16 protein-coding genes are annotated in these 17,487 nt (G+C 62.3%); 5 read left to right on the top strand and 11 right to left on the bottom strand.

The features are described 5' to 3' along the window. Positions 1-382, bottom strand: a 382-nt coding sequence (locus M3P27_06640; protein MDP9267990.1) for a S9 family peptidase, incomplete at its 3' end; no start/stop codon positions are given. Positions 383-658: 276 nt separating this feature from the next. Next, positions 659-1,258: a cytochrome c gene (locus tag M3P27_06635; protein MDP9267989.1), complete on the bottom strand. Its 600-nt coding sequence runs from the start codon at positions 1,256-1,258 to the stop codon at positions 659-661. Positions 1,259-1,381: 123 nt separating this feature from the next. Here M3P27_06635 and M3P27_06630 point away from each other — a divergent pair, with 123 nt between their 5' ends. Then, positions 1,382-1,636, top strand: coding sequence for a hypothetical protein (locus M3P27_06630; protein MDP9267988.1), 255 nt, complete (start codon positions 1,382-1,384; stop codon positions 1,634-1,636). Positions 1,637-1,662: 26 nt separating this feature from the next. On the opposite strand, the gene M3P27_06625 is transcribed toward M3P27_06630, so the two are convergent. The 4 genes from M3P27_06625 to M3P27_06610 form a co-directional block, all read right to left on the bottom strand. Further along, a complete protein-coding gene (locus tag M3P27_06625; GenBank protein MDP9267987.1) occupies positions 1,663-2,268 on the bottom strand; it encodes a thioredoxin family protein in 606 nt (201 codons plus the stop codon). Positions 2,269-2,278: 10 nt separating this feature from the next. Then, a complete protein-coding gene (locus tag M3P27_06620; GenBank protein MDP9267986.1) occupies positions 2,279-3,058 on the bottom strand; it encodes a hypothetical protein in 780 nt (259 codons plus the stop codon). Between the two features lie 733 nt (positions 3,059-3,791). Then, positions 3,792-4,223: a hypothetical protein gene (locus M3P27_06615; protein MDP9267985.1), complete on the bottom strand. Its 432-nt coding sequence runs from the start codon at positions 4,221-4,223 to the stop codon at positions 3,792-3,794. 947 nt (positions 4,224-5,170) lie between these two features. Further along, the gene (locus M3P27_06610) at positions 5,171-6,235 is read right to left on the bottom strand and encodes a hypothetical protein (protein ID MDP9267984.1); all 1,065 of its coding nucleotides are present in this window, start codon (positions 6,233-6,235) and stop codon (positions 5,171-5,173) included. Positions 6,236-6,622: 387 nt separating this feature from the next. On the opposite strand from M3P27_06610, the gene M3P27_06605 reads away from it, so the two are divergent. Then, entirely contained in the window at positions 6,623-6,967 is a 345-nt protein-coding gene (locus M3P27_06605) for a hypothetical protein (GenBank protein MDP9267983.1), read from the top strand. Between the two features lie 19 nt (positions 6,968-6,986). Next, positions 6,987-9,320 (top strand): tetratricopeptide repeat protein, encoded by a 2,334-nt coding sequence (locus M3P27_06600; GenBank protein MDP9267982.1) that lies wholly within the window; start codon positions 6,987-6,989, stop codon positions 9,318-9,320. Between the two features lie 55 nt (positions 9,321-9,375). On the opposite strand, the gene M3P27_06595 is transcribed toward M3P27_06600, so the two are convergent. Genes M3P27_06595 through M3P27_06585 form a run of 3 tightly spaced genes read right to left on the bottom strand, consistent with a single transcriptional unit; the run spans position 9,376 to position 11,945 of the window. Further along, on the bottom strand, positions 9,376-11,220 hold the full coding sequence (locus M3P27_06595; GenBank protein MDP9267981.1) for a CRTAC1 family protein: 1,845 nt from the start codon (positions 11,218-11,220) through the stop codon (positions 9,376-9,378). 41 nt (positions 11,221-11,261) lie between these two features. Beyond that, a complete protein-coding gene (locus M3P27_06590; protein ID MDP9267980.1) occupies positions 11,262-11,636 on the bottom strand; it encodes a hypothetical protein in 375 nt (124 codons plus the stop codon). A 36-nt stretch (positions 11,637-11,672) separates the two neighbouring features. Continuing rightward, a complete protein-coding gene (locus tag M3P27_06585) occupies positions 11,673-11,945 on the bottom strand; it encodes a hypothetical protein (protein ID MDP9267979.1) in 273 nt (90 codons plus the stop codon). Between the two features lie 170 nt (positions 11,946-12,115). Between M3P27_06585 and M3P27_06580 the strand changes: the two genes are divergently transcribed. After that, positions 12,116-14,263, top strand: coding sequence for a VWA domain-containing protein (locus M3P27_06580; GenBank protein ID MDP9267978.1), 2,148 nt, complete (start codon positions 12,116-12,118; stop codon positions 14,261-14,263). A gap of 47 nt (positions 14,264-14,310) precedes the next feature. Then, positions 14,311-15,282: an aldo/keto reductase gene (locus tag M3P27_06575; GenBank protein MDP9267977.1), complete on the top strand. Its 972-nt coding sequence runs from the start codon at positions 14,311-14,313 to the stop codon at positions 15,280-15,282. 5 nt (positions 15,283-15,287) lie between these two features. Here M3P27_06575 and M3P27_06570 read toward each other — a convergent pair whose 3' ends face one another. Further along, positions 15,288-15,809 (bottom strand): hypothetical protein, encoded by a 522-nt coding sequence (locus M3P27_06570; protein ID MDP9267976.1) that lies wholly within the window; start codon positions 15,807-15,809, stop codon positions 15,288-15,290. Next, the coding region (locus M3P27_06565; protein ID MDP9267975.1) for a glycoside hydrolase family 3 C-terminal domain-containing protein at positions 15,806-17,487 on the bottom strand (1,682 nt) is incomplete at its 5' end. The genes M3P27_06565 and M3P27_06570, both read right to left, overlap by 4 nt.

Here is a 17,487-nt window from a genome sequence, read left to right as displayed (position 1 = left end):
GCATCACGTAAATCTGCGCGGGCCCGGGCTTGCCGTCCTTGAGCGCGGTGCGCAGGAACGCGAGACGCTTGCCGTCAGGCGACCAGCGCGGCTGCGCATCGCGCGTCCCCGAACTCATCCGCGTGGGCGATCCGCTGCCATCAGCGGCCGCCGACCACAGCGACGTCTCGTAGCCATCACCCTTGTCGTTCACCCGCACGCGGGTGAAAGCGACGCGATGGCCGTCCGGCGAGATCTCCGGGTCGGCGACCCAGAGGAAGCGGAAGATATCTTTCTCGGTGATCAAGCGCCGAGCGGGCTGTTCAGTCAACGCCAGCTGAGTCAATGCCAGCGTGGCAAACACGAAGACGAACGTGAGGACAGCGAGGCGGCGAAGGCGCATGGGGAAGTCTCCTGGAACAATGACACAACGGCAAACCGACCCTTATACGTCGGGGAGCGCCGGCGTGTCACGTTTTGTAGCATGGCCAGGACGAGCCGGATGCTGCAATCCGTCGGCGAGCCCAATCCTTCGCTGTTCCGCATCGCGAGACGCCGCTGGCGCGAGGTGGCTGCCCGCGTGGGCGCATGGCGCGCGACGCGCGAACTGGCCGGCGACCACTTGGGGACTCCGGCTATTCTTGATCGGCTATTTCCTGACCAGCTATTTCTTGACCAGCTATTTCTTGACCGACGGGGGCGCCGGATTCGCCAGGTCTGCTGGATTAGCGCTCGCCGGGTTCGCCGGTTGCGTCACGCCCTCGGCGGCAGGCGGCTTGGCCAGCTCCTGCTTCACCGCCTCCGGCAACTTGTCGCGCTCGGTGGCCAGCAGGAGCGCGATCTGCCACATCTGCTGGTCGGATAGGCTTTGGCTATATGCCGGCATGCCAGTCAGCCGGATGCCGTTCGCGATCTTCCAGTACGTCTCGCCCGGCGGATCGTCGGTCACGCCGTGTCCGGCGAAAAGCTGTGGCGGTTGCGGGAACATGCCTTTCGCCACCGGCGTCTCCGGACGGTTGGGCAGGCCGTGGCATACCGCGCAGTCGGCGCGATAGAGCTGCGCCGCGGCCGCGTAGGCAGCGTCATCGGCCTGGAAGGGCGCGCTTTTCGGCGCCTCTCTTGCCACGTGCGCACGCAAACCCATTCGCGCCAGCGTCTTCTCGAACGGCATGGCCTCCGCCGAAGTCGCCACCGGCACCATCCCAGTGATGAAATAAACGCATACTCCGACCGGGATCACCAGCAATCCCAGAATGAGCCCTGCGAGGAATCTACCCATGGCAATCCCCTGCACAACAGTCGGGAATACCTTACCAGTTTGGGACAAACGTGCCGCTCGAACGTCTAATACCTGCCGTCCGCACGCGGCAGACGGGTTAGACTGGCGGCAACGGCGCCGCTTATGGGAAAAAAATGCTTTGTCGACATCTTCTGGTTTAAGTGCCTGGCCTGCAACCGGAGCAACCACCAAAAGGCCTACTATCGCCTGTTCGCGGCGACCCAAGTCCCGGACTCGCGCCGCGCCGGGCTGCTGAAATATACCTGCCACCACTGCAAGCGGACCTTCTCCTCGCAACAACTCGAGGTCAAAGGCGACCTGATGGAAGTCCCCGAGCATGAGGCCCTGGCTAAGGGACTGGCGCTCGACGTGGGCTGAACGGAAGCGGCGCGTAGCGCCCCGATTCAGTCCTTATACTTCACCGAACAGCCATAAGGCCGGGTCGCCGCTTCGGTGACCTTCTTCCCTGCCGTTGCCTCACGCAACGCGGCGGAAACATAATTCTTGGAGCTCGGTATATCGCTCGCGTCGGTGCTCGGGTGATCGTCGATCGCTCCGTTGTAGATCAACCCTCCGCTGGGATCGATGATGTACATGTGCGGGGTGGTCTTGGCTGCATACAGATGGCCGATATTCCCGTCTGGATCGAGCAGGACGGCCGTAGGAGCGGAACTCGTCCGCTTCAGATAATCGTTCTCCTCCGCCGCTGTCACGTAGCCTTGCGCACCCGGCGCGGAGGAGATCACCGTGAGCCAGACCACGCCCTTGGCCGTCCACTCCTTCTGCAGCCTCTGCATGTTGCCACTCTCGTAATGCTTCTTGGTGTAGGGACAGCCCTGGTTATGCCATTCGAGCACCACCACCTTGCCGCGATAGTCGGAGAGCTTGCGGGTCTTGCCGTTGCTGTCGGTGCCGGTGAAATCCGGCGCCGCTTCGCCGACGCGTACTGCCAGCAGCGGAAGCGCCAGCAGCACCGTGATGAGTGCGAGTATCCACTTTGATGGCTTCATGGTCTTCTCCTCAGCTTTTCTTTTTTCTGGATGCTCCGGTCCTCGCCGTGGTCACCGGAGCGTCGATCACGTACGCCTTTCCCGAGGGCAGCACGATAACACCCTTGAGAGTGGCAATGGGTCTCAGCAGCTGCTCGGACTTCTTCAGCCTGAGCTCGACCCCGCGCGGCAGCGCGCTCGCCGCTTGCGGTGCGGCATTCTCGATCTGGCGCGCCTGGAGCGGAAAGAACTGGAGCGGAAGAAACGCGGACTCGACGATGGGCTGGCCCGTATCGATGGTAAGCACGAACTCGTCCTTCTCCACTCGCGCTCGCGTGACCCAGCCCGCCGGCGGCCGCTCGGGGATGCGCTTCCGGGCGGCTTCGAATGCCTTGTTCGGCGGTGGCGGCGAAGCCGGGCGTTGCTTGATGGGGAGCGGAAGCGCGACGTCTGTCTTCCCCGGGATGCAGACCTCGCGGCACACCACCCACTTCACGGTCGCTGCGATCTCCGCCTTGCCGCCGGGCGCGAGGTTGGCGGGCGCGCGGATGGGCGCCAGCAGCAGCATCTGATCGGCGTAGCCATAGTCCACCGCGTATTTGCTCACCAGCCGCTCGGGATGGGGCCACTGTAGCGGGCCGGCCTGGAATCCCGGCGGCAGACGCCACTCGACTCGCGGCGGGTCGCCTGAGTCTCCCGGATTGATCCAGTAGATGTGCCAGCCCTTATCGAGGTGGAATTGCACGCCCACCCAGGATCGCTGTCCCGGGGCGATGGAATCGCGCTCGCCGACCAGCGCTACGCGGATCACATTCGCGCTCGGCTGCTTTGCGCTTGGCTGCTTTGCACTTGGAAGTTGCGCGGAGGCCGGCGCGCTCCCGAGGCCAGCGAGCGTCAGCAGCAGCGCTATGGCGCAGCGGGGATGCAATGCGGAAGAGGATGCAGAAGAGATGGCAGGCACGTGCGGCTCGAACCTCAAAAATCTCTACTGCTCAAAGTTTACCGCAAGCAAACCCAACCAACATTCGCGATGCGGATGGCCCGCAGCCTTCCAGCAGCTCGATGCGCGGCAGGCTAGCGACCGAAGCGTGGGGGGTACCCCCTCCCCCCTCCCTTTAGCTGTTGTTGAGAATCAGTGAGTTAGGGAGAAAAATCCCGGAAATCCCGGGGCAAATCCCGGAAAATCAATGATTCGGTATCCCGATGGGCCGGTAGGTTCGTGTTTTCAAAGAGCTGCACGCCTTTCTGGAGAGCGCCCGCGAGGCATTGGCACACACCCTGCGTCGTTTCTAACGAAAGGCACGGCGGCGCGTACACGTCGCCTCTTTCAAGTATGCGCCAAGTTGAGGGGTAAACCGGAAGTCTATGTTGGAACTATATCGTGAGTCGATGTAACGAGTTAGCGGGAAATGGGCAAGCTGAGGGACTTGACAAGATTTTTCGGCTGCTCAGCGACCGTTCCTCCCACACAAGCGGACGCTTGTATGGGCCACCCATTGTCTGGGCCACCCGCCACATTTACGTGGGGCACCCGGCGCTCGAATCTACGGCCAGTTCGGCAAGAAATCGAGTGCCACCCCTTCCTCGAATGTTCTGATCTCGCCCAGAACCGGTACCCCTTCACGAATCTCGAAAGGTCGCTCCAGAGCCCAGTTTCTCATGTGAGGGCCACTCAATGTGACAAGGATGGCGCGTGAGGACTCGACACAAGACTTGTCCTCCACGGCGGCATCAAGTTCGCGCGCTCGGGCTGTGAAAACAGTGACGATAGCGGTCGCCTTCAAACGGCGAGCGCGTTCAACGAGGTCCCGGCACGATTCCCGCTTGAGCTGATCATTCTCAAAATTCAACGGCACCGTGTACGGCTCTTGAAGCTCAGCAACGATGAGGCCGATTGGGTCTAGGTCCGTGTCTTCCGAAAGAAGACGTGAGGCCATACCCATAACATCCCTGGCATACTCTCGGAGCGCTTCCATGGCTATTTCTTCTTTTCTACGGGATGGGTTTCCTGAGGAATCTTAAGCTTCTTATACTCATGTTCTCTATCTTGATTCCGTGGACGATTGGGATGCCTTTCCGCCTCGAACACCTTCCTGGTCTTCCCGTTCTTGTCGAGAATCTGAACATTGGGACGCCGAGTCGAGTCATGACCCTTGATTTTCTTGTTGCTCTCGATACTCTCGCCGGGCTTTGTCTCCCCGGTAGCCTTGCCTTTCAGCTCTTCAACCTTCTGCTGGTGATCAGGCGCTCCGTTTGAGCCTTTGGGATTTGGGATTGGTTTGTCCTGACTTGAGTTCTGCTGATATGTGTTTAGCGCCTGTTTGATCGAGGCCTGGCATCGGTAAGGGGGCTCAGGGCTCGCATGAGAAGATTGCGAGTCCGCTCGTCGAGATCACTCTTCAGGATGTACTCGAGTTCAGAACGTGCCACGCTTCTCCCGGAGACTGTCGGACCATGCCGTGCGACTGCAAGGACCATCCGAATACCGGTCGGCATATCCCACCTTAAGAGAAAGTCGGCCGCGAGTAAGGCAGCCTGCCGCGACCTCGGCCTTGCAAACATTAAGTACCGTCTCGCTTCGAGCCGGAGGCGGCGACGACACGCTTGGTCGCGTGGAGGCTTTCTCCAACCCAGCAGGACAAATAGTGTGAATTGAACCTCTACGAGATGCGGCCTAGAAAAGTCGCGCAGGAGGGACTGAATGCACCTAGTCGAATGTGGAAGAGCCATTATCAACACATTGACCGCAGCGATCCTGCGCTGCTCGTCGCTCGCGAGAGTGCGATTACGCAGCCGTTTGCAGAGCACTCCCAGAATACTTTCTCCCCGATCCCGACGCCGCGAAAGCCAGCGATTAACCTCGACTGAGGGGAGGGAAAGAAGTTGTTGTATCTCCGCATTTGTTTCGCGTGAATTCATCTCGCTATTGCGACTTCGGCGGTTCGGCCTTGGAATCTTTTGCAATCTTCTGTGTGAGTTGCTCAATGGCTTTAGAATGTCCTTTCATTGTTTCGACTGCCTTTGTCAGCTTCTCGCGAATAGCATCCTTCGCCTTGCCCGTTGCCTTATCTAGTTGTTTCTGGAGGTCCTGCACTTCCCTTCTGCCTGCCTCTTGTTCTCTGATCCTCGTTTCCGCTTTTGCTCGGTCGGCAGCAGAGGCACCTCCGAGCACAGCCTGCAAGCCCGCTATCGCGTGTGCGGCCGCCTCGTCCCCCTTTTTCGCACCGGCCATAGCACTTGCGGCCAGCAGATTCGCCGTTGCTGTCGTGACGCCGCTAGAAAGCCTCGAGAACAGGTTGCTTTGGCTAATTTCGACGGCACCATACGAAAGAATCAGTCCTGCCCCGATTCCAATGGCTACCGGGGGAAGCACTGAGAGCCCTTCACCCCCTGCTACGACCTCGAGTGAGATTGAAAGCGGATCCACATGCCCGTCTGGATCCACACGATTCGTCGGATTATTCCCGACGTATGAGTACAGGTTCAGGCTCTGTGGATTGCCAAAGTCTGCGTATGGCACGGCCGTTGCATTCGCTGCCCAATCGGGCGAGAGCCATCGCGCAGTCGCGGACGCGTAGTAGCGCGCGCCGAAATAGTCCAGCCCGCTCTCGCTGTCGCGTTCTTTGCCGGTGAACTTGTATTTGTTCGAGCCGGCGGTGACGACGCGTTCGCCGCCGTAGGGGTAGTAGTCGGATTCCTGCTCGATGGTGGTGCCGATCGCATTGGTGACGACATTGGCAGAACCAAGGTGGTCTGTAAAGTAGTAATGGACGGTGCCAGATGGCAGATCCACACGCGCAATGCGGCGGCCACCAAAGAACACATAGTCAGCCGTAGCGTTGCCGCTCAGGTCACTCTCGGTAAGGCTACTCCAATAAAGCTTCCCGCTTGATTTCTTGACGCGCACTCCGTCGCCGTCATAGGTGTAGGTCACTCCGCTGGCGGTCAGGATGCGGTTTTCAGCGTCGTAGGAAAGGGTGTGCCCCAAACAATCATTCGTCTGATTGCCGGCAGCGTCAAAGGCGCAGCACGCGAACCATTGGACCCTCCACAAAGTCTGGAATTAGGTACCGGAAGCCTTGGCCGAGAGTGGGAAGGATAGAAGTGGTCCGGCGCTAGTCAACAATTATTGTTGTTTTGTTCCGAAATCAGAACAAGGCCTCCTGCGACTGGGGGTACCGGAGCGGCTTCTCCTAGCGCCCTTCTGCCCTCCTGGCGGACGGTCTGACCTGGCTCTTCGCCTTCGACCCCGCGCCGTAACGGCACAGTCCTTACGGAAGGAACCTGACATATAATCGGACACCCACTAACCGAATACCCCCGTTTGGGATTGACAGGAGGCAGTTTGTCGAAGCTATCGCGATTCGGCGTCAGCGTGCTGCTGCTCTTCCTGGCGACCTCGTCGCCAGCCGCGAGTGGACGGAAAGCCACCCTGCGCGGTTTCCTGGTCGATGTGGCCTGCGTGACGGAACGGGTCGACGAGTTGCAGACGCTGGGCATCAAGCACACCCGCAAATGCCTGCAGATGCCAGCATGCGACAAGAGCGGCTTTGCGCTTCTGACCGCGGAGAACAAGGTGATACGCTTCGACGACGCCGGCAATCAGCAGGCCCGGAAACTGATCGAGGGGGCGGAGCGCGAAAGAGACTTCCGCGTGAAGGTCTCCGGGCGCTTGGATGGCGACACGATCGTGGTGCGGAAGCTGACCCTGCTTCGCTGACCGGCACTCCTGAGACGGCATGACAAAGTCCTCGACGTCTTCGACCCCATTCCAGCGAAACCGTTGGCCGCGCGCGGCGCTCGTGCTGGTGGCTGCAGCGGCGGTGGCCGTCTTGCTGGTCCAGGCACGCGGCGCCGAAAGCACTCCCGCCGCCCAGCCCGCGCCGCCCGCACCAAAGCGGGAAAGCCCTCCCGCCACCCAGCCCGCGCCCAAGCGCGAATTGCCGTTCAAGTATGACTACCGCTTTGGCGAGAACCCCTTCCTTCCCGGCCAGGCACAGACCTCCGATGGGGGCTTCATCGCGGCGGAACGATTTCCGAAGGCGCAATGGTGCGCGAAGTGCCACCAGGACGTTCACCAGCAGTGGCGCGAGTCGGCGCACGCCAATGCATTCCGCGCTCCGTTCTACCTCAAGAATGTGCAACTGCTGATCGACAGCAAAGGCATCGAGTTCACCCGCCATTGCGAGAGTTGCCACAATCCCATCGCACTCTTTTCCGGCGCCCTGACCAAGGGAGCGAAGGTGAATCGCCGCTTCGATGAAGACGGTGTGACGTGCATGGTCTGCCATTCCATCCAGAAGATCCAGAACACCGGCGGCATCGGCAGTTACGTGATGGGAGTGCCCGCGGTGATGGTGAAGGAAGACGGCACACCGGTGACGGGCAAGGTCGATTACGACGACATCCTGTTGCATCCCGAGCTGCACAAGCGCGCCATGATGCGCGATTTCTATCGCTCGCCGGAGTTCTGCGCCGTCTGCCATAAGGCGGCGGTGCCGCGCCAGCTCAATGATTACAAGTGGCTGCGCGCTTTCACCGTCTACGACGAATGGCAGCAGTCGTCGTGGTCGCGGCAGAGCCCTCTGCCCTTCTATAAGAAGGATGCAGTCTCGACCTGCCAGACCTGCCACATGCTGCCCGGTGCAGTCGCGGACTTCGCGTCACCGGCAGGGAAAGCGGCTTCGCACCGCTTTCTAGGCGCCAATACGGCCATCCCGTTCTTCTACAACTACCCCGATCAGATGCGGGAGATAACCAAGTTCCTGCAGGACGGCATCCTCGGCATCGACCTGTTCGCGCTGGAGAAGAACAGTCCCGAAGCGCTGCGCGTAGCGCCGCTCGGTGGTCAAACGTTCACGCTGGCCGGCGGCGACGAGGTAACGCTCTCGCTCGTGATCCAGAACAAGAAGATCGGACACGCTTACGTTCCCGAGCAGCGCGACTTTTACGAGTCGTGGGTCGAATTCCAGGTCACAGACGCAGCCGGACGCAGCGTCTACAGCAGCGGCTTGCTCAAGCCCGATGGCTTCCTCGACGAGCGGGCGCACAGCTACACCAACCGCCTGCTCTCGAAGGACGGCAAGCTGCTCGACCGACACCAGGTCTGGGAGACGCGCACGCGCGCCTACGACAACACCATCCTGCCGGGACGTTCGAACCTGGTGCGCTATCAGTTCCGCATCCCGCCGGATGCCAAAGGCCCGCTGACGGTGACGGCCAAGGTCCGCTACCGGCGCTTCCGTCGCGGCTACACCGACTTTATCCTGGGGAAGAGTGTGGACTATCCGGTGGTCGACATTGCTGCGCGCAGCATGACGCTCAACTTGGGCGAGAACCTCCCCGCCAGCGCCGGCACGCCACAGGAACAACTGCTGCGCTGGAACAACTATGGCATCTCGTTGCTCGACCAGCAGCAATACGCGGCTGCCGCCGAAGCGTTCAGCCACGTGCTCCAGCTCCAGCCCGAATACGTGGACGGGTGGATCAACCTCGCCCTGGCGAACTTCTCTTACGAGAAGTATCAGCCCGCGTCGAAGGCGTTGGACCGCGCGCTGGCGCTCGCGCCCGGCACTCCGCGGGCGCTGTTCTACGTGGCCATGATCGACCGCGTCTATGGCAGGCTCGACGCCGCGACGGAGAAATTCCTCGCCGTGATCCAGGCTTATCCGCGTCTACGGCAAGCCCGCCAGGAGCTCGGCTTCACCTACTATCAGCGCAAGCAGTACACCCTCGCGCGCGAGCAGTACGAGGCGTTGCAGCAGATCGATCCTGACGACCTGAGCGCGCACTACAACCTGATGCTGATCTACCGCCGCCTCGGATTGAAGGAGAAGGCGGCGCAACAAGCCACGTATTTTGCCGACCGCAAGGATGATCCCACCGCGAATGCCGTGGCCCAGGATTACCTGCGGGCACACACGGAGTTCTCCATCGAGAGCGTGCCCTGGCACGTCCACGTTGCGAGCGATGTCACGCCCGAGCCACGCCTTGGCGAGCAGAAGCTTGGCGGGCAGAAGACTGGCGCGCAGAAGACTGCCGGACAGAAGCCTGGCGGGCCGAAGAAACGCTGACGGCCGCCGCGCCCGCGTGGCGATCCGTGGCCGGATCAGGACGCTGCATTCGCTCTCACTTTGCCCGGCCAACCACGCCTTTTCCCTCTTCGATCGTCAACACGCGGTCGATGGCATCGATCTTCACCGTCTCGCGGACGCCGCTGGGCCAGCGGATCTCGAGCTTCTCGACCGTCGTGGCGGCGGCGAGACCAAAATGAACGCGCAGGTCGGAGCTGGAAGCATAACTGCCGCCACTGATCACGTCACCGCGTTGCCGCATGCCGCCGGCGGTCAGAAAAACGGCTGCGCCGATGGCATCACGCGGGCTCTTCGGACCACCGACCAAGCGCAGCGTGAGCCAATGGTTCTCGTTCTTCGCCACATTGCGCAACAGCGTGGGCGGCGATTCGAGCGAATTGATGATCACGTCGACGTGCCCATCGTTGAATAGGTCCGCGAACGCAGCGCCACGGCCCTGGATCACCACGGCGAGACCGCTTCCCGTCGCCGGCGGCACCACCTCGAACCGTTTCCCTGCCAGGTTATGGAAAAGCAGCGGGCGCTGCGCCCAAGTGGTACCCCAATCGAAGCGATCGACACCGCGGTAGACGTGTCCGTTGGCGGTAAGGATGTCGAGCCAGCCATCGTTGTCGTAATCGAGGAAGCCGGTACCCCAGCCGAGGAATGGGATAGTCGGCTCGGCGATGCCGAGCGGAAAGCTGACGTCGGTGAAGTTGGCGTCGCCCTCCGACTTGTAGAGCGTGTTGTAGTCGTCGGAGAAGTTCGTGACGTATAGGTCGGGCAGGCCATCATGGTCGTAATCCCCCACGGTGAGGCCCATCGATGCCTGCTCGCGGCCGTTCTCGTTCAGGGCCACCCCGGAGGGATAGCTGATGTCTTCGAACGTGCCATCGCCGCGGTTGTGGTAGACGTAACGCGGCGTGGAGTCGTTGGCGACGACCAGATCGGGCTTGCCATCGTCATCGAGATCGACGAAAGCGGCCGCGAATCCGTAGTAGGCGCTGGGATCGGAGACGCCCGCCTTCTCGCTCACGTCGCTGAACGTGCCGTCGCCATTATTGTGGAAGAGATGATCGTGCTCACCCCGCAGTCCACGCGGCCCGCACATCACGGTCTGTCCGCGATACTGGCAGAAGCTGTAGGCCACCCCGGTGCTGCCCGGGTCGGGGGGATGGTCGACGTCGAACTGCACGTACCCGGCGACGAATAGATCGAGGCGGCCATCGCCGTCGTAATCGCCCCAGGTGGCGCCGGTGTACCAGCCCTTCAGCGCCACGCCGGCCTTGTCGGCCACGTCGGTGAACGTTCCGTTGCGATTGTTGTGGTAGAGGCGGCTCTGACCGAAGTTGGTCACATAGATGTCTGGCCAGCCATCATTGTCATAATCGCCCACGGCGACGCCAAAGCCCCAGCGCTCGTTGGCCACGCCGGCTTTCGCCGTGACGTCGGTAAAGGTCCCGTCGTGATTGTTGTGGAAGAGCGCCGCCTTGGGCGCGGCCTCCTTGCCCTTGTAGGCAGCGAACGTGGAGCCGTTCAGCAGATAGATGTCCGGCCAGCCGTCATTGTCGTAATCAACGATCGCGACGCCGGAGCCGGGCACCTCGAGGATGTACTTCTTCTCCTCGCCGCCGGAGCGATGATGGAACGACGCCAAGCCTGCTTTCACCGTCGCATCGGCAAAGACGACGGGCGCGCCGTCGATGAAACCACCCGCCGTGATGGGACGCGATTGCGCGTCCTTCACCGGCGCATATTCGCCTCCCGTCGTCACCCCAGCCTTGATCGGCGGTTGCGCCGGCGGCGGCGGCGCCGGCGCGCTCTTCTGCGCCAGGGCGGTGCCGGCGAACAATGCCAGCAGGCATGTGGTCCGTAGGGGCAGGGCCATGATTCTCAGCATAGGTAGGGCCGTCTCAGTATGCCTGCCTCACCGTGACGAAGTCATTGCCGAGCGCTCGCGGGCTTAGGAAAGCGGCGAGCCAGCAGCGCTCGGACCTCTTCCGGTTTGTAGTTGAAAGGACCCAGGCCACCGCGGTAGCTGATCGTGCCGTTGGGCTCGATGACATAGAGCCGCTCCGGCCAGGCGGCGTACACACGATTCGCAGTGTCGGCCATGGTGTCGACCAGCAGTGGGATGGGGTAATGGAAGCGCCGAGTGAAGTCAGAGGCGATGGCGAGACGGTCTTTCATCGAGTGCGGCTGGGGATAGCACACCTCCTCGCGGACGTTCGATTCCATCTGCCATTCATCCAGTGGATGCGCCTCGCGCACATAGATAGTCAGGAAATCAGCCTGATCCTTGTACTGCTCATACATCGCGGCGAGATCCCCGATCCCGCGTCGGAAGGGCGGTCAGGTGTAGCTGCCAAAGATCAGCACCAGCGGGCGCGAGCCGATCTTCTCCCGCAACCGTATGGTTGTGCTGCCATCGAGCGATAGCACTTCGGCGTCCGGTGCTTTGTCGCCAACGCGGAGGTCGCCGCGCCGCATCTGCGGCAGCGCATAGCGCAGGAATCCATAGGTCGCGCGCGCGCCACCCATCATGTAGCTGAGGACAGCAAAGCCCAAGGCTCCGGCGAAAAACAGCGCCGCGAGCGACCCCTTGATGATCTTTCGCTTCTGCATGCACCTGGTATGGAAAGCGCACAAATATATCACCTGTTCCCTGCCGGGCGGGCAAGCAAGCCGCCAACCATCGGCCGCTTTGCCCGGTCGCGGGTGATGGCGGGCATTCGGCTCGAAACAAGCTGCCGGGCGGGTCGAAACCATGAGCGGGGCGAGTAGAATGGTGGGCCATGCAGCGGTCCCTTACCTTCGCACTCTTGCTGGCCGCGGGGCTCGCCGGCGCGCCTCAGCTTGCGCCCCAGCAGGCCACGGAAGGCCGTTACCAGGCGGAGACCACCCTGGTAATCGTCGACGCGATCGTGACCGATCGCAAGGGACATCCGTTGACCGATCTGACGGCGGCGGACTTCAGGGTCTACGAAGACGGCGTAGAACAAACCATCTCGGCGTTCTCTCCGCCGGAGGCACAGACGCCGAGCGATCGGGGCGCCTCGTCGCAACCCAAGCGGGCTACGCCTGAAGGCGGGGGAACCATGCCTCGGTTCCTGACCGTGGTGCTCGACCTCGCCGACAACCGGCCCGACAACATCAAGCGCTCCTGCGACGCGGTGTTGCAATACCTCGACAAGGCGGGCGCGGCAGGGACGCTGATCGCGATCTACTATATCGATCGCGGCCTCCATCTCGCGCTTCCCTTCACCGCCGACCGCCAGCAAGCACACGCGGTGATGGCACGTTTGCAAAGGCTGCTGGGCCGGGGACAGCTGACCGGCCGTGACCGCGCCGCCGTCCGCGACGAGATCGACGAGCTTTATCGGGCGGCCCACCCGGAGGCGGACTACGGGGCGGTTCCCAGCGCGTACGAGCACGATCCCAACTCCCGCGCGGGGCCGCGTGAGCCCTTCGCCGAGCAATACCGGCGCGAGATCGAGACGCTGCGCAGCTATCTCGACATGCAAAACGTCTTCCAGGCGCGCGACGTCCTGGTGGCGCTCCGTTCCATCGCCAGCGCCTACAAGGACCTGCCCGGCCGCAAGAACGTGGTGCTGTTCTCCGAGGGTTTCCGCTACGCGCCGGACGTGGTCAACGACCTCGACGCGGTGATAGCCAGCGCTGATGCCGCCAACGTTTCCTTCTATGTGATCGATCCTACCGGACTTGAGTTAGGGCGCATCGGACCGATCCGCAACTCACAGGCCAACGAGATCGCACTGGAGGGGGCTGGCGACATCATCGGCGGCCAGACCAAGTTCGATCGCATGCGCGCCATCAGCAATCTTTCTGATTCCGATCAGCTGGGTGATCTCGCCGACCGCACCGGTGGTTTCCTGGTCAAGTATTCGAATGATCTGGTGCCGGCGTTCGCGCGCATCCTCACCGAGACGCGCAGTTTCTACACCTTCGCATACCATCCGCTGAAGACGGTGACCGACGGCAAGTTCCGCGCCATCCGGGTCGAGGTCAAGCGCTCCGGACTCCAGGTCCGTCACCGCAAAGGCTATTGGGCGATCCCGCGCGGACGTGGGGTCATGATGAGTCCCGCGGCAGCGCAGTTGCTGATGAGTGTTGGAAGTGGCGCCATTCGGTCTGCTTTCACTCCTGGGTTCAAGGCTTCCGTGATGCTCGCGCCGGATGGCGGCAACTACGTCACCGTCTCCGTCTCGTTGCCCACGCAAATGGCGCTGCACAAGTCCGAAGACAAGAAGCCGCTCTCCGTGGTCGCAGTCGCGCGCGATCAAGGCGGTCATATCCTGGCAACCTATGAGCGCGACTGGCAGATCGCGCTAGACCCGAAAGCCGCGGCGAATCTGCCGGCGAGTCTCACCCTTCAAGGACAGATGCCGCTGCCGGAGCTGCAGCCACTCATCGTCCAAGCCGTGGTGCGCCTCCCCGACGGCGAATATGGAGTCGTCGCATCAGAAGTTCCCTTGCCCCCGGCAACCGCCTCCGGTCTGCAGCTCTCCAGCGTGCTGCTGAGCAGCGAGTTGGAGGTGGTGCAATGCGCGGAGAGCGCTGAGGCTCTCTGCATCGGCAACATGCGGATCCGCCAGCCGGCGGTCGCGCGCTTCAACTCTGCCGGCAGGCTGGTCGCCGTCCTGGCGGCGAGCGGCTTGACTCTCGACCCGCAGACGAAGAAGCCTCACGTGGGAGCTGTCTTCAGCGTGAAGCAAGGCGCGAAGCTTCTGGGCTCCATCCCGGCCGCCAACATGCAAGCGGTGCCGGGACCGCGTCCCGACGCTGTCTGGTTGGTGGCCCAGCTGCCGCTGAAGGGCCTCGCAGCGGGCAACTATGTCATGGAAGTCGTCACCAAGGACCTCGGCGGAAACAGTTCCTCCACTTCTTCGAGTGCCTTCGAGGTGGAGAAGCCCAAGCCCTAGTGGTTCCCGTTTCCTGATCGATCGAGCGCAAGGAGGCAACCGGTTCGGTGCGTTACCGCAAGCTAGGGCGGACCGGCTTTGAGGTCAGCGAGATCGGGCACGGCCTGTGGGGCATGGGCGAGTGGAGCGGCGGGGATGACCGCGACTCGGCCGCAGCGCTGCAACGGTCGGTAGACCTGGGCTGCAACTTCTTCGATACCGCGTGGGCATACGCGGACGGCAAGAGCGATCGCATGCTCGGAGAGCTGCTCCGGCGCAATGCTGGAAAGCGCCTATACGCCGCGTCGAAGGTACCACCAAAGAACGGCAAGTGGCCGGGCACCGCTCGTGACGCCTACACCAACGTATTTCCTGCAGCGCACGTGCTCGCGCACGTCGATCTCATCCGGCGAGCTCTGGACCGCGACACCATCGACCTGCTGCAATTCCACGTTTGGGATGACAGCTGGAGCACTCACCCCGAGTTTCGCGAGACCGTCGAGCGGCTGAAGGCGAGCGGCGCGATACGCGCGTTCGGTCTTAGCTTGAACCGGTGGGAAGCTACGAATGGCTTGGTCGCGATCCGAAGCGGCTTGGTCGATGCCGTGCAAGTCATCTATAACATCTTCGACCAGGCGCCCGAGGATGACCTTTTTCCACTCTGCGAGCAGATGGATGTAGGCGTGATCGCGCGCGTGCCCTTCGACGAAGGCAGTTTGACCGGGACGCTCACCCTCACAACCAGGTTCCCCAGCGAGGATTGGAGGTCGAAGTATTTTTCCGCCGAGAATCTGCGGCCCACGGTCGAGCGCGTCGCGAGACTGAAGCAGGTGCTGCCCTCCGCTATGGCCCTGCCGGAGATGGCGTTACGGTTCATCCTCACGTCGCCGACGGTGAGCACCGTGATCCCCGGAATGCGCTCCACGCGCCACGTGGAGTCGAATCTGGCGGCGAGCGAACACGGTCCGCTGGCCTCGGAACTCGTCGCCCGGCTGCGCGGCCATCGCTGGGACCGCACCCCACAACCCTGGTCGGACTAGTCCGGCTACTGCACGGCCGCGAAGCTGACGAACTTCTTGCCGAAATATAAGCGGTAGGCTCCGCCGTTGGCCGTGATCTGGAGGGGCCGCGGCCGATTGAGCTTCGCGTCATTCTCTTCCGGAACGCTGAACAGGTCGTTCGCGGCGAGGTCCATCACGATGAGCTTTCCGCCCGCGATCCCACAACCGTACGCGCCGGGAATCAGTTCGTGGTTGCCGATCTTCAGCTTCGTCTCGGTAATAAGGTAGGCCTGATACTTCTCGGCGATACCGGTGCTGTATCCGGAATTGTCGACCATGGCGGCAAGCAGCAGCTTGCCCTGCCCGAAACGCACTCCGCCGGTATTGCGCAACTGCACCGGGGCTTTCTGTCCGCGAAAGAAGACGGACTCCGGCAGCGCGGCCTTCACTTCTTCTGCGGTAAGCAGGCCGGGCTTGGCTGACGGCGCCGGCTTCTGCTGGGCGAGCAGCATCCCGGTGAGCAGGATGAGCAGTGACGCGATGATGGAACGGATACGTGAGTTCATGGGGACTCCTTCTTCGTGGGACTGGGCTGCTTGCGACCCGGCACAGTGGTAAGCGCGAAACTCGAGGTCAGCGATCCGACCATAACATCGAAATCACCTGCCTCGACCGTCGGACGGTTATCAGCGCCGATGAATGAGAAGTCGTCGCGGGTGAGCGTGAATGAGGCTTGCCGGCTCTCGCCCGGCGCCAGCCAGAGCCGGGCGAAACGCTTCAGGCGGCGTACCGAAGGCGTGATGCTGGCAACACGATCGCGCAGATACAGCTGCACTACCTCCGCGCCGGCACGATCGCCCGTATTGCGGACCGTGACCTTGACGCTGACCGGGCCATTCGTGGCGACCGTTCGCGGACTGACTTCGAGGCCGGAGTATTCGAACGTGGTGTAGCTCAGGCCAAAACCGAACTCGAATTGCGCGTTGTAGGCCTTGAGTCCGAAACTGGTGTCCGAACTTTCGGAGAGTTTGCGGTCGTAGGTGAGCAGCGAGTTGGAATAGCGCGGATAGGTGAACGGCAGGCGTCCGCTAGGGTTCACGTCGCCAAACAGGATGTCGGTCACGGCCGCGCCGCCTTCGTTGCTCGGATTGTAGGCCAGGACAATGCCGCTCATCGCTTCGGCAAAGTCGTTGATCAGCCGCGGACGGCCTTCCACCAGCACCAGCACGACCGGCTTGCCAGTGGCGGCAGCGACCTCGGCCAAGTGGCGCTGCGGCGCGGGCAATGCGAGGTCGTCGATGTCACCGGGCGTCTCGGTATAGGAACTTTCACCAAGACAGAGCACGATGACGTCCGCAGTTTGGGCCGCGCTCGTGACCGCCGCAAGGTCGATCTCTTTCTTGAAATCGACACCAGGAACGTAGGTCACGTTCGCCTCGCTGACGCGTTGCCGGATGGCAGCAACGATGGTGGGACGGTCGGCAGGATAGAGCGCCGGACGGTCTCCCTGCCAGGTGTAGGTCCAGCCATTGTTCAACGCGATCAGGGAGTCAGCCGTCGGACCGGTCACGAGAATGCGCGCTCCACGCGCCAGCGGCAGGACGTTGCGGGTATTTTTCAGCAACGTGATCGATTCCCGCGCGGCCTGCAGGCTGAGCGCGCGCGCGGAGGGCGATCCGACGCCGCGGCCATCGATGCCGGTCAGCGGATCGCGGAAGAGTCCCAGCCGCGCCTTCATGACGAGGATGCGGCGCACCGCTTCGTCGATGCGCGAGACTGGCACCGCGCCCTCATTCACCAGTTGCAGCAGCAGGTCGGCGAAGCTGTAATCGCTCGGCACCATGCTCATGTCGATGCCCGCCATCACCGCCATCCGCGTGGCTTCCTTCTCATTCGCCGCAACGCGATGGTGCGTCACCAGCTTCTTGATATCTTCCCAGTCAGATACCGCGACTCCGTCGAAGCCCATCTCTTTGCGCAAGACGGTGGTCAGCAAGAAGTGGTTGGCGTGTCCGGGGATCCCGTTGACCTCACCGGAGTTGATCATCACCGACGCAGCGCCGGCGTCGATGGCGGCGCGAAACGTCGGCAGGTAGTACTCGCGGAGGACCGTTTCCGGAAACAGCGCAGGCGTGCGGTCGTGTCCGCTGGTCGGCCCGCTGTATCCCACATAGTGCTTCAAGCACGCCGCCACGTGATGCGGCGACGCCAGATCGTCTCCCTGGTAGCCACGGACGGTAGCAA

The sequence above is a fragment of the Acidobacteriota bacterium genome, from assembly GCA_030774055.1.
GTDB lineage: Bacteria > Acidobacteriota > Terriglobia > Terriglobales > Acidobacteriaceae > JACPNR01.
Note: the sequence above shows the minus strand (reverse complement) of the source record. Positions and strands in the feature narration are given on the sequence as shown.